Genomic DNA, 24621 nt, shown 5'->3' on the forward strand with positions numbered 1-24621 from the left:
TCACCTTTACGCGTTCGAGGCGAGCTTCTCCAGCAGATCGACGAGCAGATCCGGCGCGAGCACCATCGCGTCGTGTCCCGTGTCGATGGTCTCCCAATTCCACGCGGGCAAACCCTTGATGCGTTCGCGCACGGGTTCGAGCGTCTCGTATGAAGGGTTCGTGCAATGCACGTAGGTACACGGTAGCCCATTGCCGAGCGGATGCTGTAAGTCGAGCGGCGTGGTGTAGGTTGCGAGCGGGTGAGGCGTCAGGCGCCTTTGCACCCACGCGGCGCGTGCATGATCTTCCGGAATTCCGGTGCCCTTCAATCCGTTGACGGGCATCGCCAGCGGCTGATCGCTCGCCTGAACGGATTCCATGCGCTCGCGCACCACCTCCGGCGGTAGCACATCGAAAGCAGCTTGCCCGTGATCGACGAGCAACGCGTCCAGCATGACGAGCGAACGTATTGCGTGAGGCATGCGGTCCGCGACGCCCGAAGCCACCAGTCCGCCGAAGCTGTGACCTACCATGACGATGTTCGAGAGCTCTTCGGCATCGATCAGATTCTTTATATCTTCGATGCAGACATCAAGCGACGTCGCGGCTTCCAGCAGATGCCGCCGTTCGCCCAAGCCCGTCAGTGTCGGCGCGAAGACGCGATGACCGCGCGCGATCAGCTTGTCGGCGACGAAGCGCCAGCACCAGCCGCCATGCCACGCGCCATGAATGAGGACGAAGGTGTATCGCGGTGCGGTGGGACGAACCTGCTCTGCCGATGAATCATGCATCGATGTCTGGCTCCGGAAACGGTCATGCGTGAACGTCAGCACTGAAGGCCGCATTCTGCGACGGCTGCGCGTGAGTTGTAAAGCGCGAATAGCCAGTGAATCCGCGCTGCCTGTCATTACGTTCGATACTGGTTATCACCGATATAACCCGCGCATCTCACCTGATCGGAAGGTTTCATTATCTCGCCTGAGCGCGGCCTCTTTACACTGGATCGGTCCAAGGTTCCGCGCAGCGGCAGCCGATTGAAAGCCGCGCAGACGTCGGGATAGAGAGAGACACTATCGAACGAAGGAGACACGCTGTGAATCGTACCTTTGTTGAACCCGAGCCGGCGGTATCCGACGAATCATCAACCGTCTCGACGTCGAGCGCCGAAGAGCGGGCGCTCTATCTGCGCGTCACGCTTCGCATCGTGCCATTGCTGTTCGTTTGCTACGTCGTGGCTTTTCTGGACCGCATCAATGTCGGCTTTGCGAAACTGCAGATGCAGGACGCGCTCGGTTTCAGCGACAGCGTCTACGGCCTCGGCGCCGGCATCTTCTTTCTCTCGTACTGTCTGCTGGAAGTGCCGAGCGCCATGTTGCTCAGGCGGGTGGGCGCCAAGAAGACGATTGCGCGCATCATGATCTGCTGGGGAATCGTCGGTATGTGCACGGCGTTCGTGACGAACGTCACCGAGTTCTACGCCGTGCGGTTGCTGCTCGGCGTCTTCGAGGCGGGTTTCTTTCCAGGCGTCATCTTTTATCTGAGCTCGTGGTTTCCGGAGAAGCGGCGCGGCGTGATCATCGCCTGCTTCATGGTCGGCTTTCCGGTCGCGGGTCTGGTTGGCGGTCCCGTCTCGGGATGGGCGATGACGCAACTCGCGCATGTCGCCAACATGGCGGGATGGCAATGGCTTTATATCGTCGAGGCGTTGCCGGCCGTGGCGCTTGGCATCGTCACGTTGTTCTTGCTGGACGACAATATCGACAAGGCGCGCTGGCTCAGCGAATCAGAAAAGAAAGTGCTTCGCGATGGCTTTCTCGTCGAGACCGAACGCAAGCGCAAGAATGAACATCGCGGTCACGGACGCCTTGCGGATGCGCTTGCGGACCCAAAGGTCTATATGCTTGCCTTCATCGACTTTGCGTTTGTCTGCGGAACGTATTCGGTGACTTTCTGGCTTCCTACCGTCATGAAAGATTCAGGCATCTCGAACCTCTCGCAATTGGGCTGGCTTTCGACGATTCCCTACGCCATGGGCGCTATCGGCATGGTGGCTATCAGCCGCAGTTCCGACCGCATGCTCGAACGGCGCTGGCACGCGGCCTGCGCCGGTGTCGTGGGTGCGGTGGCGTTGCTTCTCGTGTCGCATCCGACGAACTCGCCGGCTTTGACCGTCGCCTTGCTGACCTTCGCATCGATCGGCATCTTCGCGACCAACGTGCTGATCTGGTCGCTCGCCGCGGATTATCTTCATGGCTCGCCTGCTGCGGCGGCAAGCATTGCGTTCGTCAATTGCATCGGCTTGCTCAGCGGCTTTTGCAGCCCATTCGTGATCGGCTGGCTCAAGACGATGACCGGCACGCTCGTGAGCGGCCTCTACGTGATGACGGCGATACTCGTCCTCGGGATCATCGTCATGCTCGTAGGGTTCAAGCCGCAGACAAGCAAGCCGGTTTGAGATGACCGACACGCTCTCCATACTTTCTCACGAAAACACGACGCTCATGCACAAGATCGCCATTCTCGATGACTTCCAGAATACATCGCTCAAGTTCGGCAACTGGAACGGCTTGCGAGAGCACGCCGAAATCGATGTGTTCACCGATCATATCGATGACGAAGCGGAACTCATCGAACGTCTTCGCCCGTATGACATTCTCTGCGTCATGCGCGAGCGCACCCGCTTCACGCGAAACGTCCTGTCGAAGCTCGAGAACCTGAAGCTGCTTGCGAGCACGGGGCCGTGGAATGCGGCTATCGATATCGAAGCCGCCGACGAACTCGGTATCACGGTCTGCGCGACGGCTTCTTCGTTGACGGCTGCGGCGGAGCACACCTGGGCGCTCATCCTCGCGGCGGCGCGCCACATTCCCAGCGAGGCGGCTTCGTTTCGCGAAGGAGGCTGGCAAGTGTCGGTCGGCCGCGATCTCAACGGCAAGACGATCGGTCTTCTCGGGCTGGGTTATTCCGGCAGCGTGACCGCCCGCGTGGCACAGGCGTTCGGCATGAAGACGATTGCGTGGAGCCAGAACATGACGCCGGAGGCGGCCGCCAAGCATGGCGCGACCTATGTGACAAAGGAAGAACTGCTTGCACGAAGCGATATTCTTTCCATTCACGTCCGCTTGTCGGAGCGCACGCGAGACCTGATAGGCGCGGCGGAACTCGCCACCATGAAGCCGAATGCGCTTTTGGTGAACACGGCGCGCGGACCCATCGTCAACGAACGAGCGTTGATCGACGCGTTGCAGCGCGGACAGATTGCGGGCGCGGCGCTCGATGTCTACGATATGGAGCCACTGCCCGCCGGGCATCCCCTTCGCTCGATGAGCAACGTGATCGCGACATCCCACATCGGTTACGTGACCGAGGACTCGTACGCCATCTACTATGGCGAATCGGTCGAGAATATTCGCGCGTGGATCGAAGGCAAGCCCATTCGAGTGATCACCGCCGACAAGCGAGAGATTGGCTACGAGCATGCGGTCGGCGTTTGAAGCGTACTTGCCTCGACGCTGCGCGAGGCCGTTCGAGCTGCCGCGGTGTCGCGAAACGGCTTCATCTCAGTCGGCGTAGGACGGGTCTTCCTTGTCCAGAATGCGCTTCATCTCTTCGAAGTGCGCGAGGGAGAAATCCGCGATGCCTTCCCAGTCGCGCGCCGTCTTCTCGGCGACTTCTGGCGACAGCAGTTTCAGCGGTTGTCCCGTTGCATACGCCATGCACAGAATCTGGCAGGCGCGTTCGAGCGTGTACATGTCGTCATACGCTTCACCAACGGTCGAAGATGTCACCATGACGCCGTGATTTCCCATCATCAAGCGCGACTTGTCACCGAGTAGGCCGGCCAGACGCGCGCCTTCTGCCGCGGTATCGGCCATGCCACCGAAGGACGTATCGAGCGCAACGCGATTGAAGTAACGCGCCGTGTTTTGTTCGACCGGCTTGATCTCCGGGTCGGCGAGACATGCGAGCGCGGTAGCGTGAATCGGATGCAGATGCATCGCCACGCGGATATGCGGAGCGAGCTTGTGAAGCTGTCCGTGGATGGCCCACGCGGTGGGATCGATATCGTTGCGGCCGGCCAGGTCGTCGGCGTCGTCGGCATCGAGCAACAGCAGGTCGCTTGCGCGTATGCGCGAGAAATGCACCCACTTCGGGTTCATCAGAAACTTGCGTCCATCTGGCGATACGGCCGCGCTGAAGTGATTCGCGACGGCCTCGTGCATGCCCAGCCGGGCGAAGCATCGGAATGCGGCAGCGAGATCGATACGAAGCTGGCGTTCGTTCATGAGTCGGGTATCCGGTGTCGAGGTGAGGGGTTCGAAGTCATGCGTATGAAGGCAAGTGGTCGTGCATGTCTGTCGAGCTCGGCGCCCGATCGACGATTAAGCACCTCCAACTACGCATCGCGCGCCCATCGAATGCGTCAAGGCGGGAAGCGTATTCTCCAATCAACAAACACCGCCCGACGCTCACAACCGTCCCAACAACTCCGCCTTCTTCGAAGCGTACTCTTCATCGCTAAGAATTCCTTTAGCGTGCAATTGAGCGAGCTTCTCGATGGTGGCAAATACATCCGACTCTGCCGCCGATGACCGAGCACTCACCGGCGCCTCCTGCACAGGCAAACCCCCGCTTGAGGAGACAACAGGAAGGCTCCCGACATCGACCAAACCGTGCTGGCTTCCAAACGTAAGAGACGCACCGTGCGACTGCTGCTGCGAGAAGCCGCCGATCTCGTGATCGAGCGTGTCGTAAAGCGTCGTCTTTCCGTTCACTTCTATCGCCAGGCGTTTGGCTTGAGAGAAGAACGCGTAGCGCATGCCGTTCTGTGCGCCGGTGCTATTCGGCCAGCCTAGATCGGCGGGCCACCAGTTGCCGGAGTTGCTCGTATCGGCGGGAACGAAGAGACTCACCGAGCCGACGGGGCCGCCTGCAGTCTGCTGTCGATGACCATCACCATCGCGATGCTGATACTGAGCACCCTGGCTCTGCGACTGAAAACTGCCGCTGCGAATCAGGTCGGGCTGACTGGCGATCAGGCCAGAAAGCTCGGAGCACAAGCCGTTCACCTGACCCTTCAGGTGGTTGTTGAACAGGTCCGAGACCATGGTCATGCCACCCAGCATCCACTGGCCGGAACCTCCGAACTCAGGGTGGCTGAATTGCGCCATGCCGCCGTTTCCCCGAATCACGGATTCCAGCATGCTCATCACGGCATCGGTGCTAAAGCCGTGTCGCCGGGCAATTTCTCCGATGATTTGCTCGCCAGCCGGAGTCAGTTTTTGCATGATGTTCGCTCCCAAGGTTTCCTGTGACCTTATCACGCGGGAGAGTCGGGCGTGGTTTGCGCTGGCTTCAACCTCTTGCAACCAAAGCGGCGTCGCGCATCACTAAAAGTGCCGCTACTTCCGGTGGCATCGCGGCGAAATGCAACTACCGGTCCGCCCGTTTCCATGCAACAAGCGACGCGCGCCTAAAACGTCCGGCCCTCCACCAAATGCGTCTTCACGCCATTGAGCACGTAGTCGCCCACGACCTTCGCCTTATGATGCAGGGGGTTATGGCTGAAGATCGTGCGCAGATTGCGCCAGTGCCGATCGAAGTTATGTTTGCGCGAAGTCGCGGACGCGCCGCCCGCATCGAAGAGACGCTCGCCCGCCTGCAAGGCCAGCTTGCCGACGACGATCTGCGTGCGCGCCGTGGCGAGCGCGCTTTGCAGCACGAGTTCATCCGCGGCCGGATCGGCATTGCGGATGGCGTTCGACGACACATCGAGCGTGCGCGCGTTGTCCCGCACCAGCACATCGATCGTGTGACTCAACGCCGATAGTTCGCCCACCACCTGCTGAATGAACACGTCCTCGCGGGCCGTGGCCGCGGTGGAGTGCATGACCGGCCGCCCATGTCCCGTGACATAGCCGCGCGCATCGGACACGACATTGCGCACGATCCCCGCCGCCACCGCGACGAGGTGCAACTGCCGATACGCGCCGCCGTGCCGGCCGACGAGCGACGGATAGCCTTTCTCGATCACTTCGCTTGCGTCCACCTTCACGTTGTCGAACACCACGCTGCCGCTTGCCGTCATGCGCTGACCCATGCCGTCCCAGTCGTCGAGCACTTCGAGTCCTTCCGTGCGTACCGGAATGATGGCCGTCACGCCCTTGCCGTTTTCATCGACCAGATTGGTGCGCACGAAGTCGGCGTACGCCGTGCCGGTCGTGTAGTACTTCTTGCCCGTGACGCGGAAGTGGTCGCCCTCGCGCCGCAATGCCGTTTCGATTTCGCCCGCGCGCGCCGTGCCCTGTTCGCCCGATGCGCCGCCGAACAACCCGCCTTCGACGATACGGCGCACTTGCCGTTCGTGAAACGGCGTGTGCGGTGCAAGACGCATGGATTCGGCGACATCGAAATGCACGCGCAACGCATGCGCGACGTTCGACTCGGCCGCCGCGAGCGTCGTGACGACGTGAATAGCGTCTTCGAGCGAGCCGCCCAGGCCGCCGCGTTCGGCGGGTATGCGCAACGCGCCGAGGCCCGAACGGCGGAACGCGTCGAAGGCCGCGAACGGCAGTTCCCGGCGCAGCTCGCGCTGGGCGGCATCGGCGCCGATTTCGTCGGCGAGTGCGGGCAGGGCGGCGAGTGCGTCGGAGAGTCGTCTGGAAGTGCTCATGGTGAAGTCGTGGAAGGTGTTATCGGCGAAACGCGGCGCCGGGATGACGCGCGTTCAGGAAGCTGCTTTGCCCGCCGAGCTTCTCGCGCAGGCTGCCCGGCGCATAGCGCGTCTTGTAGCGGCCGCGCGCCTGCAATTCGGGGACGATCAATTCCGCGAAGTCCTCGTAGGCTTCCGGCGTCACGGCATAGCTCAGATTGAAGCCGTCGATATCGGTTTCATCGACCCAGTCTTCGAGTGCATCCACCACTTCGTCCGGTGCGCCGATGAACACCGGACCGCGTCCGCCGATGGCGTTATGCAACGCCAGTTCGCGCACGGTCCACACACGTTCCGGATCGAGCCGTGTGAAGCCTTCAAGCGCCGAGGACGTGCCCGCATCGAGCTGCATGTAGCGGATCGGCTCGTCGGGGTCGTAAGTCGAGAAGTCGATGCCCGTCCAGCCGGAAAACATCGCCAGCGCGGCTTCGGGCGTCACGTAGCGGCGATAGTCCTCGTATTTGTCGCGCGCCTCGCGCGAGGTGCGGCCGGTGACGATGGTCGCCATCGTGAAGAACTGAATGTCGTGGCCGTCGCGTCCCGCCTTTATCGCTTCTGCACGCGTGCCCGACACCACGGGCGTCAGCACCTTCTTGCTCGGCCCGCTCAGATAGATGCCTTCGGCGTGACGTCCCGCGAAGCGCTGCCCGCGCGCCGACGACCCCGCCTGGAACAGCACCGGCGTGCGCTGCGGCGAAGGCTCGGTCATGTGGATGCCCTGCACCTTGAAGTACTTGCCGTGATGATCGACGCGATGCACCTTCGACGGATCGGCGAAGATGCCGGTGTCGCGGTCGCGCACGCTCGCGCCGTCTTCCCAGCTGCTTTCCCATAGCTTGTAGACGACATCCATATACTCGTCGGCGATATCGTAGCGCTCGTCGCGCGAGGCGACGCCGTCCTTGCCGAGCACTCTCACGCTACTCTGTGCGAAGCCCGTGACGATGTTCCAGCCGATGCGTCCGCGCGTCAGGTGATCGAGCGTGGACATGCGGCGCGCGAACACATACGGCGGCTCGTGATTGGCGTTGCTCGTGACGCAGAGGCCGAGATCGCGCGTGGCGTAGGCCATCGCGGAGAGCGACATGATCGGGTCCTGCTTCGGCACCTGCGCTCCGTGACGCAAGGCCGTATCGATATTGCCGCCGTGCACGTCGTTCACGCCGATGCTGTCGGCCATGAAGAGCGAATCGATCAGCCCGCGCTCCAGCGTCTTCGCCAGATCGACCCAGTAATCGAGCGTGTTGTATTCGAGCGAGCGGTCGCGCGGATGCCGCCACATGCCTGGCGAATGATGCACGGGGCTGTGCAAGGCGAATGCATTGACGCGGATTTCCTTCTTGATGCGCTGTGCGTCGTGGCTCATAGGAAAGGCTTGTCACCGTTGATCGTTACGCGAAAACCCGAGCGCACTTCCGGGTAGTAATCCCACACGGCGAGATGCTGAACCGCGCGGTTGTCCCAGAAGGCGATGGAATGCGGCTGCCAGCGAAAGCGCACCTGGAACTCGGGTGCGGCGAAGCGTGCATAAAGCAGGCGCAGAATGCCTTCGCTCTCCGCCTCGGACACGCCATCGATGTGCGTCGTGAAGTTCGAATTGACGAATACGCCACGACGTCCCGTTTCCGGATGCGTGCGCACCACCGGATGCGATGCCTTCGGAAAGCGCTTGCCCGTATCGTCGATACCGCGCAGGCGATTGCGCTGCCGATAAGTCGGCTCGCCATCGTGCGTGGCGGTCAGTCCTTCGAGATAGGATCGAAAGCCGGGCGACAGCGATTCATACACCGCGTAGGAACTGGAAAAGAGCGTGTCGCCGCCATACGATGGCAGCGTATGCAGATGCAGGATGCTGCCCATTGGCGGCGCTTCGTCGCAAGACACGTCCGAGTGCCAGTGGTCACCCGCGACGCGTTTGCTACCGGCATCTGCGTGGATCGTCAGGATCTCCGGGTAGCCTTCGGGACCGGGACTATTCGGATGCACGTGCAACGTGCCGAAATGCCGGCCGAGCGCGAGATGCTGGTCCAGAGTGATCGGCTGATCGCGAAAGAAGATCACCTGATGCGCGAGCAGCGCGCGGCGCACGTCGGCCACCTGCTGCGTGGAAAGCGGCTGCGTCAGGTCGATGCCGCCAATCTGCGCGCCAATATGACGCGTGAGCGGCTCGACGGTGATGGTCTCGTATGCGGTATCAAGCATGGCTTTCGTCCTCGATGGGCGAAACGCTGTGAGCGCTTCGGAACGATGCGGCGGGATGCGGCGCGGCAAGGTGCGCCGCGCCCTCGCCATAGAGTTTTTCGCGCAAGGTGCCTGCGCGATAGGCCGGTTTATAGACGCCGCGACGTCGCAGTTCGGGCACGACGAGATCGACGAAATCTTCGTGTGTGCCGGGCAACAGCGCGTGACTGAGATTGAAGCCGTCGATGCCCGTTTGCGCCATCCAGCTTTGGAGTGCATCGGCGACTTCGGTGGGCGAACCGATGAACACCGGTCCCTTGCCGCCAATGGCGTTGAAGATCGCGAGTTCGCCTATGGTCCACACGCGCTCGGGATCGGCCACGGTGAATGCTTCTATCGCCGACTGCATGCCTTCGCTCTTCACGTAGCGCAACGGATCGTCGGGGCTGTACTTCGACAGGTCGATACCGCTCCAGCGCGAGAACAATGCAAGCGCGCCTTCCAGACTCACGTGGCGCTGAATGTCCTGCCACTTCGCCTGCGCCTCTTCGGCGGTCGGCGCGACGATCACGGTGGCAAGCGCGAAGAACAACACCGAAGCGGGATCGCGGCCGAGCGCGGCGGCCCGTGCGCGCACATCGGCGACATCGCGCGCGACCAGATGCGCGGTCGGCGAGCTCAGGAACACGCATTCGGCATGACGCGCGGCGAAGTCCTTGCCGCGACCGGACGTGCCTGCCTGATACAAAAGCGGTGTGCGTTGCGGGGAAGGCTCCGAGTAATGCGTGCCCTGCATCGAGAAGAATCTTCCTTCATGGCGAATCTCGTGAACGCGCGCCGGATCGGCGAAAACGCGGGTCTCGGTATCGCGTACCGCCGCGCCGTCTTCCCAGCTTTCTTCCCACAGGCGGTACACGATCTCCATGTATTCGTCGGCGAGATCGTAACGCTCGTCGTGCGGCCGCGCGCCGTCCTGTCCTATCGCCCGCGCGCCGCTCTGCCCGAAACTCGTCACGATGTTCCAGCCAATGCGCCCGCGCGTCAGATGATCGAGCGTGGACATGCGCCGCGCGAAGAGGAACGGTGCTTCGTAGCTCACGCTGCTCGTCACCGCGAAGCCGAGATGCTCGGTGACCTGCGCCATCGCGGAAACCAGCAAGAGCGGATCGAGGCGCGGGAACTGCAGGCCCCAGCGCACGCCCGCGGCGTTCGAGCCGCCATAGACGTCGTACTGGCTGATGCCATCGGCGAAGAAGAGCGCGTCGTAGCCACCGCGTTCCGCCGTCTTCGCGAGATCGGTCCAGAGCGAGAGCGAGTTGTAGTCGAGCGCGCGGTCGCGCGGATGCGCCCATAGCCCGGGCGAAAGGTGCGTCGGCGCGAAGGCCAGAAACGCGTTGATGCGGATTTCCTTCGACATGGCGTGCGTCCTATGTCTGCTTCGATGCGATGGGAAAATGACACATCACGCGATGCGTCGCGGACAACTGAAATTCGGGCGGCGCTTCCGTGCGGCAGACGTCGCGCACGGCGGGGCAGCGCGTATGAAAGACACAGCCGGAAGGCGGCGCTAACGGCGAAGGAATCTCGCCACCAATAGGCTCGACAGCGAACGAATCCGGCTCGGACGCGGCGATCAGCGCGTGCGTGTACGGATGCGCCGCGCGCTCGACGATATCCTCGCGCGTGCCTCGTTCCATGAAGCGTCCGAGATAGAGCACGCCGATATGGCTGCTCATGAACGCGACCACGGCGAGGTCGTGCGAAATCAGCAGATAGGACAGGCCGAGCGCATCCTGCAGGTCTTTAAGCAGGTTGAGCACTTGCGCTTGAATGGACACATCGAGCGCGGAAACCGGCTCGTCCAGCACGAGAATCTCCGGTTCCAGCACGAGCGCGCGCGCAATGGCCACGCGCTGACGCTGGCCGCCGCTCAACTCGCCGGGGCGCCGCCGTTTGAATTCCGCAGGCAGGCCGACTTGCGCGAGGAGTTCGTCGAGACGCTTGTCGAGTACCGCGCGAGCAAGGCCGCTGCGCTGAATACGCAGCGGTTCCAGCACGATGTCGCTGATCGTCATGTGCGGATCGAGCGAGCCGAACGGGTCTTGCAAGACGGCTTGCACGGCGCGTTGCCGCCAGCGGACGTCCTTTGCCTGCGTGTGCTTGCCGAAGACGCGTTCGCCGAAGAAGACGTTGCCCTGGCTTGCATCGTCCGCGCCGAGGATGATCTTCGCCAGCGTGGACTTGCCCGATCCCGATTCGCCGACGAGTCCAAAAGTGCCGCCAAGCGGCAGCACGAACGATGCGTCTTCCACGGCGCGCAGCATCTTCGGACGCGCGAAAAGTCCGCCGCGCACCGGGAACGTTTTGGTGACGCGCGCCACTTCTATCGCCGAGACTTGCGTGTCGGAAGCACTCATGTCGTGGCCGTCGCAAGAGGAGGATGCGCGGTGACGTCGTACTCTTGCGGATGCCAGCAGGCGACTTCGCGGCCGGCATCGAGCGAGCGCGTCGCGGGATAACTGCTCAGGCAATCGGCTTGCGCGCGCGGGCAACGCGGCGCGAAGCGGCAACCTTCTGCAATGCTGCCAGGCAAGGGCGGATGTCCGGGAATCACCGTCAGCCGATGCTGCAAGCTGAACAGTCGCGGCACGGCGCCGAGCAGCCCTTTCGTATAAGGATGGCGCGGCCGCGCGAACACTTCTTCCACCGGACCCTGCTCGATGATGCGCCCCGCATACATCACCGCGACGTCGTCGCAATAGCCGCGCACGAGATGCAGATCGTGTGTGACGAGCACGATCGCCGTCCCGCGTTCGGCTTGCACCTCGCGCAACAGGTCGAGTATCTGCAGGCGCACGGTGATGTCGAGCGCGGTGGTCGGTTCGTCGGCGATTAGAAGGCGCGGATTACACGCGAGATTCATGGCGATTGCCACGCGCTGGCGCATGCCGCCGCTGAACTGATGCGGATAGCTCTTGAGCCGGCTCTCGGGCGCGGGAATGCGTACGCGCCGCAATAACTCGATGGCGCGCGCCTCGCGTTCGGCGCGGCTCGTCACGCCCTCCCGATAACGAAACATCTCCGTGATCTGCCGGCCGATGGTCAGAAGCGGATTGAGCGAGGTCATCGGGTCTTGCAGAATCATGCCGATATCCCGGCCACGCAGCGCGTTCAGTTCGGCGGGTGTCTTGTCGCGCAAGTCGACGCCATCGAGCAGAATGCGGCCCGACTTCAAGCGCACGCCGCGCGGCGGCAAACCAAGCACGGACAAACACGTCACGCTCTTGCCCGAACCCGATTCGCCGACGAGACCCAGCGTGCGGCCCGCGTGCACGGAAAAGCTCACGCCGTCGACGAGTCGCACGCGGCCGTTCGCGCCGGGCGCTTCGGCCACTAGATCGTCGATCGCAAGCACGGGCTCGTTGCTCATCGCCAGTCCTCCCCGGCGCGTTCGCCGCGTTGCAGACTCTCGCCGATGCGGTTGCTGCATAGAACCGTCGCAATCAGCACCAGGCCCGGCAGCGCGGAGAGCCACCACGCGGTATCGAGATAATTGCGGCCCTCGGCGATCATGCCGCCCCACGAAGGATCGGGCGGCTGCACGCCGAGTCCGACGAAGCTCAACGCTGCTTCCATGAAGATGACGAGCCCGATGTCGAGCGTCAGCAAGACGATGAACGTATTGCGCACGTTCGGCAGCAAATGACGCAGCACCACATGAAGCGGCGTGGCGCCGGCCAGTTTCGCGATCAGGATGAAATCGCGTTCGCGTAGACTCAATGCCTCGGCGCGGATGATGCGCGCGAAGCGCCCCCAGTTCGCGAGCGTCACCACGATGACGATGTTGGTCATGCTCGGCCCGCATATGCCGACGATCAGCATGGCGAGGAACACGGGTGGCAGCGCGTACTGGGCATCGACGACACGCATGAGCGCGGCATCGAAACGTCCGCCGACATATGCCGACAAGAGCCCCGCCAGCGCGCCGAAAAAGCCCGCCAGCAGCACCGCGCAGAAGGCGATGGAAAGCGAGATGCGTCCGCCATGGAGTGTGCGCGTGAAGACGTCGCGACCCATCTGATCCGTGCCGAACCAGTGATGCATGCCAGGCGCCTGAAGCGTCGCCGCGAGGTCGATGGCATTGGGATCGACGCGCGTGAGCCACGGCGCGAGCACGGAGCCCGCGACGATCAGCACCAGCACGCCGGCGTTGATCGCGACGCCGCTATCCAGCCATGTCAGGCGGCCCCATGCGTGCTCGCCGCTATTGGAGGGAAAACGCGCGCTCATTGTCGATACCGGATGCGTGGGTCGATGAGCGCATAGAGCACATCGACTGCGAGATTGATCGAGACGAACAGCAGCACGGACACGATCACGGCCGCTTGCACCACCGTGAAATCGAGCGTGCTGATGGCCTCTACCATGAGGCTGCCGAAGCCCGGCCACGAAAACACGGTCTCGATCGCCACTGCGCCGCCTATCAACACGCCGAACTGCGAAGCCGTGAACGCGACAATCGGCAGCGCCGCGTTGCGCAGCGCGTGCGTCACGATCACGACGCGCTCCGGCAAGCCCTTGATGCGTGCCATGCGGATGTAATCGGCTTCGAGCACGCTCAGCATGTTCGCGCGCGTGAGCCGCGCGATGCCCGCCGCCGAATACCACGAGAGCGCGGCGACGGGCAGGATCAGATGACGCCACGAGCCGTGGCCGCCGGTCGGTAGCCAGCCCAATTGCACGGAGAAAAGACGGATGAGCAGCAGCGCGACGAAGAACGGCGGCGCGGCCTGACCGAGTACCGCAAAAAACGACGCCGCCCGATCGAAGAGAGATCCGCGCCGCACCGCCGAGACGACGCCGAGCGTCAACCCGAGCGCGAGCGCCACCGCCAGCGACACACCCACGAGCAGCAGACTGGATGCAAGCCGGCTGAGCGCCATGGTGAGCGCCGGCGCGCCGAAGTGAAACGAGTTGCCCATGTCGCCGTGGAGGATGTCGCTCAAGAAACGCGCGTACTGCACGGGCACGGGATCGGCAAGACCGAGTTGCTCGCGAAAGAGCTGCCGGTCCGCTTCGGTGGCTTCGGGCGGCATCAGCAAGTAAGCGGGGTCGCCCACCATGCGCACCAGCACGAAGATCAGGACCGACATCAGCCAGACCGTGATCAAGGCCGAGCTCACCCGCCGCAGACCGTAGGCGATCATCTTAGTTCTCCGCCACTTTCGGCGCGGCCCATTGCACCGAGCGGAAGTTCAGGAAGCCGCCGCCTTGCTGCGGTTGCCATTGCAACGTCTTCTTCTTCGCATACACGTAGGTGAATTCGGAGATGAAGAACGCAGCGGCGTCGTCGTGCAGTTCGCGTCCGACCTGCTGGAAGATCTCGCCGCGCTTCTTGGTATCGCTGACGCGTGAGGCATCGGCGAGCAGCGCATCGACCTTCGGGTTCGAATAGTCGGACCAGCTTCCATTCGATGCAAACGCGCCGCCCACCGGATGCACCGGGTCATACAGCGCATTGGTGAACTGACTCAGTGCGAGCGGCCCGGACGTGTGCGTATTGTTCAGGCGCTGGAAGGTGGCATAGGTGAGGCGGTTGAGCTTGACCTTCACGCCCACTTGCCCCCAGTACGCGGCGATCGCTTCGGCCACGCCTTGCGGCATGTCGCCCTGGATGTTGAGCGTGGTCTCGAAGCCCTTAGGATAGCCCGCTTCGGCAAGCAGCGCTTTCGCCTTTGTCGGGTCGTAGGCATACGGCTTGATCGAACGATCCGCGCCGTACGGATAGTAGTTGGAGATCATCGTGCCGAGCGGCTCGCCCACGCCATAGAGCACGCTCTTGATGATGGCTTGCGTATCGAGCGCATAGCTCAGCGCCTGGCGCACCTTGACGTTAGAGAACGGCGAGTTCTTGTCGGTCGTGTAGACGCGCACGTACACCGGCGACGCGACGCGGCTTTCGATCACGTCCAGCCCGCTTTCCTTCTTGAGCCGAGCATAGTCGGAGAAGGGCAGCGCGACGGAAATATCCACTTCACCGCGCAGCACCGCATTGACACGGCTCGCGGGCTCGGTGATCGCGCGAAAGATCAGCGTCTTCACGCGGGGTTTTTCGCCCCAGTAGTCGTCGAAGCGCTCCAGAACGAGTTCGCTGCCGCCGGGCGCGAGCGACTTGAACTTGTACGGCCCGAGCGACACCGGCTTCTGCGCGAAGGCATCCGGATTCGGCAGACTCGCGAGATAGTCGGCGGGCACGATATACAGATACCCCGCGATCTTGTTCGCGAAGGCGCCGTCCGGCGCCTTGAGCTTGAAGACGACGGTGAGGTCATCGGGCGTTTCCACCGAATCGATCACCGGCGCGAAGAACGGACGGCGTGTGCTCTTGCTGCGTGGATCGAGCACATGTTCCAGCGATGCCTTCACGTCGCGCGACGTGAGCGTTGCGCCGTTGTGGAACTTGACGTTGGGACGCAGCTTGTAGGTGAAGACGCGCGCATCGTCGGATACTTTCACGCTCGTGGCGAGACGCGGCACGAGATCGCCCTTCAGGTCGAAGCCATAGAGCGTGTCGTAAATCTGCCATCCGTAGCGCAGCGAATCGCCGCTGACAGCCACGAGTCCGTCGAGGTTGTAGAACTCCTTCTCGACGCCAATCACGACCGTATCGCGATCGACGGCGGGAGCCGTGCTCGCCGCCAGTGAAGGTTCGATGAACGCGCCGGACAAAGCGGCGGCGAAGACCAGTCCGCGAAGGACCGACGAAAACGTGCGCATGGATGGGAGCTAGGTAGGGAGCGTGCAGGTGAGTAAGCAATGATGACGCGCGCCCGGCCTATTGCGAAGCGAGCAAATCGAATATGCATATGAGCCTTGCGCTCGTGAGGTTTTCTGCGCCGGACATGAACGAAAGTCATGCTCGCTTAATGCGTTTCGCGCAGTTGCTTATCTTCAGAAATTCGAAGGCGCGCACGCGTGCGGCGTTAGCATGTGATTCCTTCATTGCGTCTTCTCGCGTATTGAATCGATGCCTTCCAACTTTCCACGCTTCGGCGTCTGGGCGCTCGTGCACGGCAGCCGCGCGGCGCTGCAGGACCCCGCGGAACCTTATGACGCATCATGGGCGCGCAACAAGGCACTCGTGCTCGAAGCCGAGCGTCTTGGATACGACTCGGTGCTCGTCGCCCAGCACACGATCAATCCGCACGATCCCTCGCTCGATCAGCTCGAAGCGTGGACGGCATCGGCTGCGCTCGCGGCGCTGACCTCGCGCATCGAGATCATCACGGCGATCAAGCCTTATCTCTATCATCCGGTGGTGCTCGCGAAGATGGCGCAGCAGATCGAGCACATCAGCGGCGGGCGCTTCGCCATCAATCTGGTGAATGCGTGGAATCGTCCGGAGCTGGAGCGCGCCGGTATCGGTTTTCCGGAGCATGACGAACGCTATGCCTACGGCCGCGAGTGGATAGCCGTGCTCGACAAGCTCTTGCGCGGCGAGGTCGTGAATCATCATGGCGACAACTTTCGTATCGACGAATACCGCTTGCGTCCCGCCGATCCTTTTCGCGCGCGGCCGCGCTTCTATGTCGGCGGCGAATCGGAACCGGCGCGCTCGCTCGTGGCCGCGCATGGCGACGTGTGGTTCATCAACGGCCAGCCGCCTGAAGATGTTGCACGCCTGATCGCCGATGTCGGTGCGCGCGTGCGTCCCGCTGGCGCCGATGCCTTGCGTTTCGGCTTGTCGGCCTTCGTGATCGCGCGTGAGACGCAGGCGCAGGCCGAGGCGCATCTCGACCATCTCTTTGCGTTGGCGGAACTCGACAAGCCGCTGCGCGAACAGCAGAAGGCCAATACCGATCCGAACACGGTCATGCACAAGACCTTCGCGAAGACGGCGCGCGTGGGTTCGAACGGCGGCACGGCGGCGGGTCTCGTCGGCGATTACGATACGGTCGCGCGGCGCGTGGCGGACTTTCACCGGGCGGGAATCGAACTCTTCATGCTGCAGTTCCAGCCGTTCGAAATCGATATGCGCGGCTTTGCGGAAGAGGTCGTGCCGCGCGTGCGTCGATTGCTTGCTGCGTAAAACGAAGGGGTAGCGCTTCTGTTTATGCGTAAGGAGCGCTGCGGCGCGCTTTCGCGGACGTGCGCCGCTGGGGCCGCGCAGCGCGCTCCCGCTTGGTGAGCGAGAACGCCGCAGCCCGAGATCAGAAAAACGCGCCCGTCGGCGGCAGTTGTCCGTTCAGCAAGTTCTGGCCAAGCAAGCGCTCCTTGTAGAGCCGCGGATTATGCGACGCGATCACCTTGATGTTGCGCCAGTGCCGGTCGAGAGCGCCCGTGCGCGAGACGACCGAGCCTGATCCCAGATCGATCAGCCACGACGCGATTTGCGGCGCGAGATCGTCGATGACGACCTTCGCTTCGGCCGCCGCGAACGTGGCTGCGAGCGTGGTGTCGTATTCATCGCGCGTGCCATGGCTTTCCGATGCACGCTGCAGCGCCGCGACCGCGCGGTCCGCCGTCGCCTCGACACTCGCCGCATAAGCACGGATGCGCCCGAGCAGGGTCTGCAACACCGGTTCGTCTGCCGGATGCGCGGCCTCGCCATGATAGAAGTTGCGGCCGCGCGAACGAAGCACCTCGACGGCATCCAGCGCCACGCGCCGCACGATGCCGGCAATGCAGTTGGTCAGATAAACCTGATGGAAGGTGTATCCCCAAGGCGCGGCTTCATCCGACCTTGGCGGGTCAGTCGGATAGACATGCGCGGCCGGCACCGTCACGGCGCGAAACCTGGCCGTGCCCGAACCTGTCAAGCGCTGGCCGAAGCCTTGCCAGTCGTCGGCGTCGTCCACGCCTTCGCCGCGATCGAGCACGTATTGCACGTTGCGGCCCGCGCGACTTTCCACGGCAAGGCCGATGAACGCATCGTTGTAGAGGTTGCCCGTGGCATAAACCTTGTCGCCGGAGCCGACGTAGACATCGCGGCTTGCGTCCCATTCCAAACGACTCAGGACCTGCGTCGGTCGCGCGCCAGCGGCAGTCACATCGGTCTGCGTGAAGCTCAATCCGACGGTCTTGTTTTGCCTGGCGAGGTCGAGAACGTGCGCATGAAACGGAAGGTCGCGCCGCCTGAGCGCTGCCTCGATTTGCCAGAGATGGTTACGAAACGCGTGCGCGATGTTCGAATCCGCCGCCGCGACATCACGCGCGACGACGAGCAGTTCGCTCAAGGACAAGCCGAGGCCACCCGCATCGACGGGCAGACGCGAGCGGCCGAAGCCCGCCGCCTTGAGCCTTGCGATCTCCTCGTGCGGCAGACGATGCGCAAGCTCGCGTGCAGCCGCAGTCGATGCAATGTCCGCGATGATCTCCGCGAAACCGAGCCTTGCCGACAGCGGCGAGACCAGTTTCGGCGCGGTAGGGTCGATGTTCTTCGTATCAGACATGGGATCGCTCTCGTGCGAAGTTGCGCGACCACGCGTTCGACAGATTGCGGCCGTGATCGCAGGCCAGTGTGTATCGCATGTTCATGGCTCGCCTCGTCAGACCTTGATGCTGTAGTCGGCCACCTTGATGCGCGAATTGATGATCTTGCGTTCCGCGAGCCAGTCGGCGGCGCGTTGAAGCTGCGCCATGAAGGCAGCGTCATCGGGTTCATGGAATTGATTTACGCGCTTGAGACTCGCCAGATAATCGCGCACCTGATCGGGATATTTCGCTTCACCCTGCACGAGTTTTTCGGATTCGTTGGAATGACTCGACTGCCATGCGCCTTCGACGTAATACGCGTCGATGACCGCGCGAATCAGCTCGGAGTTTTCCTCGGTGAACTTGCGGCGCGTCACGAGCGAGCTGTAGTCGATCAGAAAATCCAGATCGCGTCCTTCGTTGAAGATGTCCTTTGCGTCGTTGGCGTTGCGCGCAATGTCCACGGCGGGCGACCACATCGACCACGCATCGACCTTGCCTTGCGCGAAGGCGGGCGCTGCGTCGGGTGGATTCAGATAGACGAATTCAACCTTGCCGCGGTCGATGTGATTCTTTTCCAGCGCTGCGATCAACAGAAACTCGCCGAGCCCGGAACGGTTGACCGCGACCTTTCGCCCGGCCAGATCCGCCACCGAATGGATGCCGCTCGTCTTCTTGACGATGATCGCGGTCGAGCGCGGCGAATAGACATCGAACGCATTGAAGACGAGTGGCGAGCCTGCGAGCATCGACGCAAGCGCGGGCGTCGTCGAGCCCCAGAAGCCGAAGTCCGCGCTGCCGCCGACCACGGCCTGTAGCGAGGGCGCGTGATTCGGAAACGGACCGATCCATTCGACCTTGATGTTCTTGGCCGCGAGCGTCTTTTCGAACACGCCACGTTGCCGCGCAATATCGGGGAGACTGCCGTAACCCCAACCTATGCGCACCGTGTCCGTGTTGCGCGTCAGCTTGCGCGGTTCGGCAGCGCGCGCGGGAATCAGGCTGCTTGCGGCGACGCCGGCCACGAGGCCGCCTGCCGCACGCAACCACTGGCGGCGGTTCAGCGAGGAATCGATCATTCTTGTTGGTACCTTTCGAGTTTTGCAGGAAACGATTGGTGGATCAGTGAGACTGGACGCCCAGTTCATCGAGCAGAATCGGCCGCAATTGCAGCGGCGCGTGATCGCCGGGCCGAAACGATGCAGCGATGCGACCCGCGCGCATCACGAGGATTCGGTCGGCGAGCGTGAGCGCTTCATCGACGTCATGCGTCACGATCAGCACGCCCGGCAGATGACGCGCGACGAGTTCCTTGACGAGCCCGTGCATCTTGATGCGCGTGAGCGCGTCGAGCGCCGCGAATGGTTCATCGAGCAACAGGAGCGCGGGGTCGCGAACCAAAGCGCGCGCGAGCGCCACGCGTTGCGCCTGACCGCCGGAAAGATTCCGAGGCCAGTCATCTTCACGGCCCGAAAGTCCGACTTCGCCCAGCGCGCGCGCGGCGCCCGTGCGTCCTACCGTGCTTTCATGGCCGAGCGCGACGTTCTCCCACAACGTCGCCCAAGGCAGCAGCCGATGCTCCTGAAACACGACGGACGGCCGCTCGGGCGCGCGAATCTCGCCGGCATCCGGCCGGTCGAGCCCGGCGAGCGCGCGCAAGAGTGTCGTCTTTCCGCAGCCGCTTTCGCCTAACAACGCGACGAATTCGCCTTTGCGTATATCGAGGTCGAGTGCTTCGATGACGACGCGCTTGCCATAGCGCCGCTGCAGACCTCGCACCGATACGGCAAGGGACGCGTGGCTCACGCGTTCGGCGGCGCGCGCGCGGATGTCGGAGTCGCGCGACAGGGCGATGCTCTCGGTCACTGGGTTGCTCCTTTGGCGTAGTTCGCGTGCCACGACAAGAAATGCGCTTCGAGCAGACGCACCAACGCGTCCGCCACCACGCCGATGACCGCGTAGATGACGATGGTCAGCACGATGACATTGGTTTGCAGGAATTCGCGGGCGTCCATGGCGAGGAAGCCGATTCCCTTGGTCGTCGCGAGCGTCTCGGCAATGACGAGCGCGAGCCACGCGTGAGCGAGCGCATAGCGCACGCCCGTGAGGATCGACGGCATGGCGCCGGGAAGAATGATCCGTCGCACGATCGCGGTCCAGTCGAGGCCGATCACCTTGGCGAGTTCCATCAGCTTGGGATCGATCTGACGGATGCCGAGCATGGTGTTGATATAGATGGGAAACAGCACGGCAAGCGCGACCAGAAAGATCTTCGCGACTTCGCCGACACCGAACCACACGATCACGAGCGGCAGCATGGCGAGGAAGGGAATGGCGCGCACCATCTGAATGGAGCGATCGAGAAGCGCTTGCGCGAGCGGCGAAAACCCGACTGCGATTCCGAGCACGAGACCAACCGTCCCGCCGATAACGAAGCCCGTGACGGCGCGCAGAAGCGACACACCGAGGTGAACGAAGAGATCGCCGGAGCGCATCAGACCGAGCGCGGTTTCAAGAACGCTGCTGGGCGCGGGAAGCACTTGCGGCGTGATGAGTCCTGCGCGTGCTGCCGCTTCCCAGATCACCACGACACATGCGGGGACCAGCCACGAAAGCAGCTTGTAGAACGTGCCTTTCGACACGCCGAAGCGTCGCCGTTTCGATGCGACATAGCTGTTGCGAGTGGATGTCAGGTCCGCCATGTCGGTTCCATGAAATGCCGTGAAAGAGGTGCTTGAGCGGTGACGCATTTGGCGCCAAGCGAGCCTGTTATTAAAAGCCGCGCGGCATTGCAATGACAAACGGTTTTTTCTGCTTTGCTTTTCAGGGTCTGGGTGGGGATGTTGTGAGGTCGTGTTCGTCGATGACTGGAATGCAGTTGCCCCGTTGTAGCGAACGATGCATTCCCGCCGTCCGCGATACCATTGCGAGGCAGACAATGGAACTCGGGCAGATGCGTTACTACCGCCGCACCGGCTTGCCAATGAAGCATGAGCCGCCATGGAGACAGCAATGATAGTCAGCAATCAGCAGGAAGTGACCGAAGCCGTGCTTGCCGAACTGAGCCGCGCGCCGGATGCGCGCTTTCGCGAGATCATGTCGGCGGCGGTGCGTCATCTGCATGGCTTCGCGCGCGAAGCGCGGCTGTCCGAGCCGGAGTTTCATCAGGCATGCGCGGTCATCGCGAAGCTCGGGCAGTTGACCACCGAATCGCATAACGAAGTCGTGTTGATCGCCGGAACGCTTGGGCTGTCCGCGCTCGTGTGCCTGCTCAACAACGGCGATCGCGGTCAGACCGATACGACCGCGAACCTCATGGGCCCGTTCTGGCGCATGGACTCGCCGCGCACTGAAAGCGGCGGCAGCATCGTGCGCTCGCCGACGCCGGGCGCGCCTATCTTTGTCAACGCTTGGGTGCGCGATTCGAGCGGGCGTGCGGTGGAAGGCGCCGAGGTGGACGTGTGGCATACATCGGCGGATGGTTACTACGAGAATCAGGACCCCGCGCAGGCGGATATGAATCTACGCGGCAAGTTCACTACCGATGCCAACGGCCACATCGCGTTTCGCAGCGTGAAGCCGGCGGGCTATCCCATTCCGCTGTCTGGCCCGGTCGGCGCGCTGCTACGCGCGCAAGGCCGGCACAACATGCGGCCTGCGCATATCCATTTCATGATCTACAAGCCGGGCTTCAAGACACAGTTTTCGCAGGTCTATTCGAGCGATGATCCCCATCTCGAGACCGATGTGCAGTACGGCGTGACGCGCGCGCTCGTCGGGCAATATGTGCTGCATGACGGCGAGACCGCACCCGGCGCGGACGTTCAAGGGCCGTGGTATTCGCTCGATCATCACTTCGTTATCGAACCCGGCGAAGCCAGGCTACCGAAGCCGCCTATCACTGGCAAGACAACCGGTCCGCGACCCGAGCAAACCGTGCTCGAACGCACCGGACATTGAGGAACTGACATGCCTATCGTACATATTTCCCTCGTCGAAGGACGCGATGAAGCCGCCGTCAAGGCCTGCGTGAAGGCGGTCGCGCGCACGGTCCATGAAACGCTGGGCGCACCGCTCGACACCATCCGCGTGTATGCCACCGCGGTGCCCGCCGCGCATTGGGCCGTCGGCGAACGCACGAAGGACGAGATGCCCGCAAGCCCGAACAAGGCAGAGGAGTCACGATGACGCCGCGACTGTTCATAGGAAGATGGATGACGCCATGTCGGGGCGACTGAGATCGCCGGCACCACATCGAACGAGATCGCGTAATGCGCATCGACGATAACGGGACCTTCTGGGGGCTTGGCTATGAAGGCCCGCTCAGTGGCGGTCGTGGCCTCGATGGCAAGCCTGTCGACGACATGCGCTAGCGCGCGCGTTCATGCGGCACGCGTGAAAGATGAGCTGAAACGATAAGGCCCACGGCTTTGCGCGATGCGGCAAACCGTGGGCTTTTGTTCAGAGACGCTCAGACATCGGCATGTGTGCTCGTGAAGTTCACATAGCTGTTGTACGTCGGCGTGATCGGCGCACCGTTGATCATGATGCCAAACGTGTGATTGCCGCTGTCGAGCACGTAGTACATGGCCGAGTGAATGTTGTGCGTCTTGCGTGCGTCGTAGAACGATTGCAGGCGAGACTGCACGAAGGTCGCGCGATAAGCATCCGTCTGCTCGGGGTTCGCGTTCCACTCGGTGATCATGAAAGGTACGCCGTAGCGCGCCTTGCAGTACTGCGGCAGATCGAAATGCGGGCCCGCGCCGTCAGAGCCGATGTCGAACAGGTCACCATACACTTCGTAGTTGTGCCACGTCGTGATGTCCCAGCGGACCTTCGGATAGCCACTCGTGCCATCCGGCTGGAAGCCGTCCCACAATGCATCCGATGCGCCGATGTCCGCCACGCAAAAGTTGATGCCGCACTTCGCGTCCGGCTGTACTGCTTTTACGCCGGCGATGAGACCGCGCATGACGCCGCGCATGACGGGCCAGTTTGCGTTGTTGAAGTCGGCTACGTCCGTTCCCGCGCGGTTCGAATACAGCACGGTTTGCGAGCGGCGCGTCAACTCATTACCGCATTCGTACATGGTCACGCCATAAGGCTTGAGCGCGCTCGCAACCGTCAGGCCGGTGTTGTAGGCGTCGGCGTAAGCGGCGGCTTCGCTGCCATACAGCGCGCCTGAAGCATCGGTCAAACCTTGCTGAATCAGGCAAAGCATGCTGATGCCCGTTCCGTTGAAGGCCGATGCCAGCTTGGCGACGGCGCTGATCTGCTTCGACGTCGAATTGCAGCCCACCCGATACATGTTGCAGCCCATGCCCTTCAGGATCGCGATGAGTTGCGGAGGTGTGTAGGTGTAGTCGTAATGGCCGTTCATCCCGAAGAACATGCCCGGCGTCGCTGCCATTGCAATGCGCGGGTCACGGCAGATGAGCCATTTGTTCGACCACACGTAGAACTGGCCGCTCGTGTTCTTCTGGTAAATCTTGCCGCCCGACCAGAGGAGCATCGAGACATTGGCGATTGAAACAGCCGTCTTGTTCTTGTACACGATGGCGCCGGTCACCGTCCAAACCGCACCCGTCTTGTCCACGATCGACGTACCGCTCGGGATGGTCGTGCCATCGGCGGAAGGCGTGATTACTGCGGCCTTTGCGGTGGAATCCAGTTGCGTGGAATCGTCGGAAGCCTTGGTTGCCGCTTGCGGTAGATCGCTACCGCCGCCGCCACATGCGGAAAGCATATAGGTCCCGGACAACGCGCTCATGCTAGCCAGAAATTTACGTCGATTAATCATCATTTCGCAGTTCCGCTGGTCTGGCGGAACACTCCTTAAGGTCAGAGATCGATATCAATGTCCTATTAAGTAAGGACGACTAACGAATGAGCCAAGGATGCAGCAGTGTTTGCCTTGCCTACCTGGGATGCTTCAAAGTTGGCCGTTGTAGCAGGGAAAGAGCGAACTTCGTGCAGTAACCACCGGCCTGCCGTGTTGCCCTAACTTCGTTCGACACGCGATGCAAAGCCGCCGCGTCTGTGTCTCACAACCACCTTCTTCAAAGTTCATACGATAGGTTGGATTTTACGCAATGTTACAAAAAGCGTGTGAGAATTCGAACGTTTTCAGGCAAAAAGTAACGAACGCGGGGCGTTGCCGTATGGAAGAGGAAAATAGTGCGACTCTGCTGCAGTGCTTTATAGGAGTATTTGCCCATTTTTAGTTGTTTTGCGCGAGAGTGAACAAATTACCTCTACACATGTACGAACGTAC

22 protein-coding genes are annotated in these 24621 nt (G+C 62.2%); 5 read left to right on the top strand and 17 right to left on the bottom strand.

What is annotated here, in order from left to right; genetic code table 11:
- Positions 1 to 6: 6 nt before the first annotated feature.
- Positions 7 to 771, bottom strand: a complete 765-nt coding sequence (locus NCR98_RS25545) for an alpha/beta fold hydrolase (RefSeq protein ID WP_250527690.1) — start codon at positions 769 to 771, stop codon at positions 7 to 9.
- A 302-nt stretch (positions 772 to 1073) separates the two neighbouring features.
- On the opposite strand from NCR98_RS25545, the gene NCR98_RS25550 reads away from it, so the two are divergent.
- Both NCR98_RS25550 and NCR98_RS25555 read left to right on the top strand, forming a co-directional pair.
- Positions 1074 to 2435 (top strand): MFS transporter, encoded by a 1362-nt coding sequence (locus NCR98_RS25550; protein WP_244830737.1) that lies wholly within the window; start codon positions 1074 to 1076, stop codon positions 2433 to 2435.
- A 46-nt stretch (positions 2436 to 2481) separates the two neighbouring features.
- The gene (locus NCR98_RS25555; protein ID WP_250527757.1) at positions 2482 to 3474 is read left to right on the top strand and encodes a D-2-hydroxyacid dehydrogenase family protein; all 993 of its coding nucleotides are present in this window, start codon (positions 2482 to 2484) and stop codon (positions 3472 to 3474) included.
- A 66-nt stretch (positions 3475 to 3540) separates the two neighbouring features.
- Here NCR98_RS25555 and NCR98_RS25560 read toward each other — a convergent pair whose 3' ends face one another.
- The 11 genes from NCR98_RS25560 to NCR98_RS25610 form a co-directional block, all read right to left on the bottom strand.
- Positions 3541 to 4266, bottom strand: a complete 726-nt coding sequence (locus NCR98_RS25560) for a class II aldolase and adducin N-terminal domain-containing protein (RefSeq protein WP_250469406.1) — start codon at positions 4264 to 4266, stop codon at positions 3541 to 3543.
- Between the two features lie 183 nt (positions 4267 to 4449).
- Positions 4450 to 5268 (bottom strand): SHOCT domain-containing protein, encoded by an 819-nt coding sequence (locus tag NCR98_RS25565; protein WP_250527691.1) that lies wholly within the window; start codon positions 5266 to 5268, stop codon positions 4450 to 4452.
- 185 nt (positions 5269 to 5453) lie between these two features.
- Entirely contained in the window at positions 5454 to 6653 is a 1200-nt protein-coding gene (locus NCR98_RS25570) for an acyl-CoA dehydrogenase family protein (protein WP_250527692.1), read from the bottom strand.
- Positions 6654 to 6672: 19 nt separating this feature from the next.
- On the bottom strand, positions 6673 to 8037 hold the full coding sequence (locus NCR98_RS25575) for an LLM class flavin-dependent oxidoreductase (RefSeq protein WP_502799810.1): 1365 nt from the start codon (positions 8035 to 8037) through the stop codon (positions 6673 to 6675).
- Positions 8038 to 8054: 17 nt separating this feature from the next.
- Entirely contained in the window at positions 8055 to 8894 is an 840-nt protein-coding gene (locus NCR98_RS25580; protein ID WP_250494599.1) for a TauD/TfdA dioxygenase family protein, read from the bottom strand.
- A complete protein-coding gene (locus NCR98_RS25585) occupies positions 8887 to 10290 on the bottom strand; it encodes an LLM class flavin-dependent oxidoreductase (protein ID WP_250469414.1) in 1404 nt (467 codons plus the stop codon). The genes NCR98_RS25580 and NCR98_RS25585 overlap by 8 nt, the downstream gene beginning before the upstream one ends.
- 10 nt (positions 10291 to 10300) lie before the next feature.
- Positions 10301 to 11290, bottom strand: a complete 990-nt coding sequence (locus NCR98_RS25590) for an oligopeptide/dipeptide ABC transporter ATP-binding protein (RefSeq protein WP_250469416.1) — start codon at positions 11288 to 11290, stop codon at positions 10301 to 10303.
- Positions 11287 to 12303, bottom strand: coding sequence for an ABC transporter ATP-binding protein (locus NCR98_RS25595; RefSeq protein WP_250469417.1), 1017 nt, complete (start codon positions 12301 to 12303; stop codon positions 11287 to 11289). The genes NCR98_RS25590 and NCR98_RS25595 overlap by 4 nt, the downstream gene beginning before the upstream one ends.
- Positions 12300 to 13163: an ABC transporter permease gene (locus NCR98_RS25600; RefSeq protein ID WP_250469418.1), complete on the bottom strand. Its 864-nt coding sequence runs from the start codon at positions 13161 to 13163 to the stop codon at positions 12300 to 12302. Before NCR98_RS25600 ends, NCR98_RS25595 begins: the two co-directional genes overlap by 4 nt.
- Positions 13160 to 14080 (bottom strand): ABC transporter permease, encoded by a 921-nt coding sequence (locus NCR98_RS25605; RefSeq protein WP_250469419.1) that lies wholly within the window; start codon positions 14078 to 14080, stop codon positions 13160 to 13162. The genes NCR98_RS25600 and NCR98_RS25605 overlap by 4 nt, the downstream gene beginning before the upstream one ends.
- A 1-nt stretch (position 14081) precedes the next feature.
- Positions 14082 to 15650 (bottom strand): ABC transporter substrate-binding protein, encoded by a 1569-nt coding sequence (locus NCR98_RS25610; protein WP_250469420.1) that lies wholly within the window; start codon positions 15648 to 15650, stop codon positions 14082 to 14084.
- Between the two features lie 250 nt (positions 15651 to 15900).
- Here NCR98_RS25610 and NCR98_RS25615 point away from each other — a divergent pair, with 250 nt between their 5' ends.
- Positions 15901 to 16962, top strand: a complete 1062-nt coding sequence (locus NCR98_RS25615; RefSeq protein WP_250469421.1) for an LLM class flavin-dependent oxidoreductase — start codon at positions 15901 to 15903, stop codon at positions 16960 to 16962.
- Positions 16963 to 17083: 121 nt separating this feature from the next.
- Here the strand turns inward: NCR98_RS25615 and NCR98_RS25620 are convergent, their stop codons facing one another.
- The 4 genes from NCR98_RS25620 to NCR98_RS25635 all read right to left on the bottom strand — a co-directional run bounded on the left by NCR98_RS25620 (position 17084) and on the right by NCR98_RS25635 (position 21049).
- A complete protein-coding gene (locus tag NCR98_RS25620) occupies positions 17084 to 18325 on the bottom strand; it encodes an acyl-CoA dehydrogenase family protein (protein ID WP_250469422.1) in 1242 nt (413 codons plus the stop codon).
- A 96-nt stretch (positions 18326 to 18421) separates the two neighbouring features.
- Positions 18422 to 19426 carry an NrtA/SsuA/CpmA family ABC transporter substrate-binding protein gene (locus NCR98_RS25625; protein WP_250527694.1) on the bottom strand — a complete coding sequence of 335 codons (1005 nt, stop codon included), beginning with the start codon at positions 19424 to 19426 and terminating at the stop codon, positions 18422 to 18424.
- A gap of 43 nt (positions 19427 to 19469) precedes the next feature.
- The gene (locus NCR98_RS25630; RefSeq protein WP_250527695.1) at positions 19470 to 20213 is read right to left on the bottom strand and encodes an ABC transporter ATP-binding protein; all 744 of its coding nucleotides are present in this window, start codon (positions 20211 to 20213) and stop codon (positions 19470 to 19472) included.
- Positions 20210 to 21049: an ABC transporter permease subunit gene (locus tag NCR98_RS25635; protein ID WP_250527696.1), complete on the bottom strand. Its 840-nt coding sequence runs from the start codon at positions 21047 to 21049 to the stop codon at positions 20210 to 20212. Before NCR98_RS25635 ends, NCR98_RS25630 begins: the two co-directional genes overlap by 4 nt.
- A gap of 310 nt (positions 21050 to 21359) precedes the next feature.
- Between NCR98_RS25635 and NCR98_RS25640 the strand changes: the two genes are divergently transcribed.
- Both NCR98_RS25640 and NCR98_RS25645 read left to right on the top strand, forming a co-directional pair.
- Entirely contained in the window at positions 21360 to 22307 is a 948-nt protein-coding gene (locus NCR98_RS25640; protein ID WP_250527697.1) for a dioxygenase family protein, read from the top strand.
- A 9-nt stretch (positions 22308 to 22316) separates the two neighbouring features.
- A complete protein-coding gene (locus tag NCR98_RS25645) occupies positions 22317 to 22535 on the top strand; it encodes a tautomerase family protein (protein WP_244830680.1) in 219 nt (72 codons plus the stop codon).
- Positions 22536 to 22818: 283 nt separating this feature from the next.
- On the opposite strand, the gene NCR98_RS25650 is transcribed toward NCR98_RS25645, so the two are convergent.
- The gene (locus NCR98_RS25650; RefSeq protein ID WP_244830996.1) at positions 22819 to 24147 is read right to left on the bottom strand and encodes a hypothetical protein; all 1329 of its coding nucleotides are present in this window, start codon (positions 24145 to 24147) and stop codon (positions 22819 to 22821) included.
- Positions 24148 to 24621: the final 474 nt, after the last annotated feature.

Source organism: Caballeronia sp. GAWG2-1 (genome assembly GCF_023631405.1).
GTDB lineage: Bacteria > Pseudomonadota > Gammaproteobacteria > Burkholderiales > Burkholderiaceae > Caballeronia.

Coding starts and splice junctions, on each gene's coding strand:
- NCR98_RS25640 (WP_250527697.1), top strand. CDS start 21,360: ATGATAGTCAGCAATCAGCAGGAAGTGACCGAAGCCGTGCTTGCCGAA.
- NCR98_RS25605 (WP_250469419.1), bottom strand. CDS start 14,080: ATGATCGCCTACGGTCTGCGGCGGGTGAGCTCGGCCTTGATCACGGTC.
- NCR98_RS25545 (WP_250527690.1), bottom strand. CDS start 771: ATGCATGATTCATCGGCAGAGCAGGTTCGTCCCACCGCACCGCGATAC.
- NCR98_RS25595 (WP_250469417.1), bottom strand. CDS start 12,303: ATGAGCAACGAGCCCGTGCTTGCGATCGACGATCTAGTGGCCGAAGCG.
- NCR98_RS25590 (WP_250469416.1), bottom strand. CDS start 11,290: ATGAGTGCTTCCGACACGCAAGTCTCGGCGATAGAAGTGGCGCGCGTC.
- NCR98_RS25570 (WP_250527692.1), bottom strand. CDS start 6,653: ATGAGCACTTCCAGACGACTCTCCGACGCACTCGCCGCCCTGCCCGCA.
- NCR98_RS25645 (WP_244830680.1), top strand. CDS start 22,317: ATGCCTATCGTACATATTTCCCTCGTCGAAGGACGCGATGAAGCCGCC.
- NCR98_RS25625 (WP_250527694.1), bottom strand. CDS start 19,426: ATGATCGATTCCTCGCTGAACCGCCGCCAGTGGTTGCGTGCGGCAGGC.
- NCR98_RS25600 (WP_250469418.1), bottom strand. CDS start 13,163: ATGAGCGCGCGTTTTCCCTCCAATAGCGGCGAGCACGCATGGGGCCGC.
- NCR98_RS25560 (WP_250469406.1), bottom strand. CDS start 4,266: ATGAACGAACGCCAGCTTCGTATCGATCTCGCTGCCGCATTCCGATGC.
- NCR98_RS25635 (WP_250527696.1), bottom strand. CDS start 21,049: ATGGCGGACCTGACATCCACTCGCAACAGCTATGTCGCATCGAAACGG.
- NCR98_RS25565 (WP_250527691.1), bottom strand. CDS start 5,268: ATGCAAAAACTGACTCCGGCTGGCGAGCAAATCATCGGAGAAATTGCC.
- NCR98_RS25615 (WP_250469421.1), top strand. CDS start 15,901: ATGCCTTCCAACTTTCCACGCTTCGGCGTCTGGGCGCTCGTGCACGGC.
- NCR98_RS25555 (WP_250527757.1), top strand. CDS start 2,482: ATGCACAAGATCGCCATTCTCGATGACTTCCAGAATACATCGCTCAAG.
- NCR98_RS25585 (WP_250469414.1), bottom strand. CDS start 10,290: ATGTCGAAGGAAATCCGCATCAACGCGTTTCTGGCCTTCGCGCCGACG.
- NCR98_RS25580 (WP_250494599.1), bottom strand. CDS start 8,894: ATGCTTGATACCGCATACGAGACCATCACCGTCGAGCCGCTCACGCGT.
- NCR98_RS25620 (WP_250469422.1), bottom strand. CDS start 18,325: ATGTCTGATACGAAGAACATCGACCCTACCGCGCCGAAACTGGTCTCG.
- NCR98_RS25650 (WP_244830996.1), bottom strand. CDS start 24,147: ATGATTAATCGACGTAAATTTCTGGCTAGCATGAGCGCGTTGTCCGGG.
- NCR98_RS25610 (WP_250469420.1), bottom strand. CDS start 15,650: ATGCGCACGTTTTCGTCGGTCCTTCGCGGACTGGTCTTCGCCGCCGCT.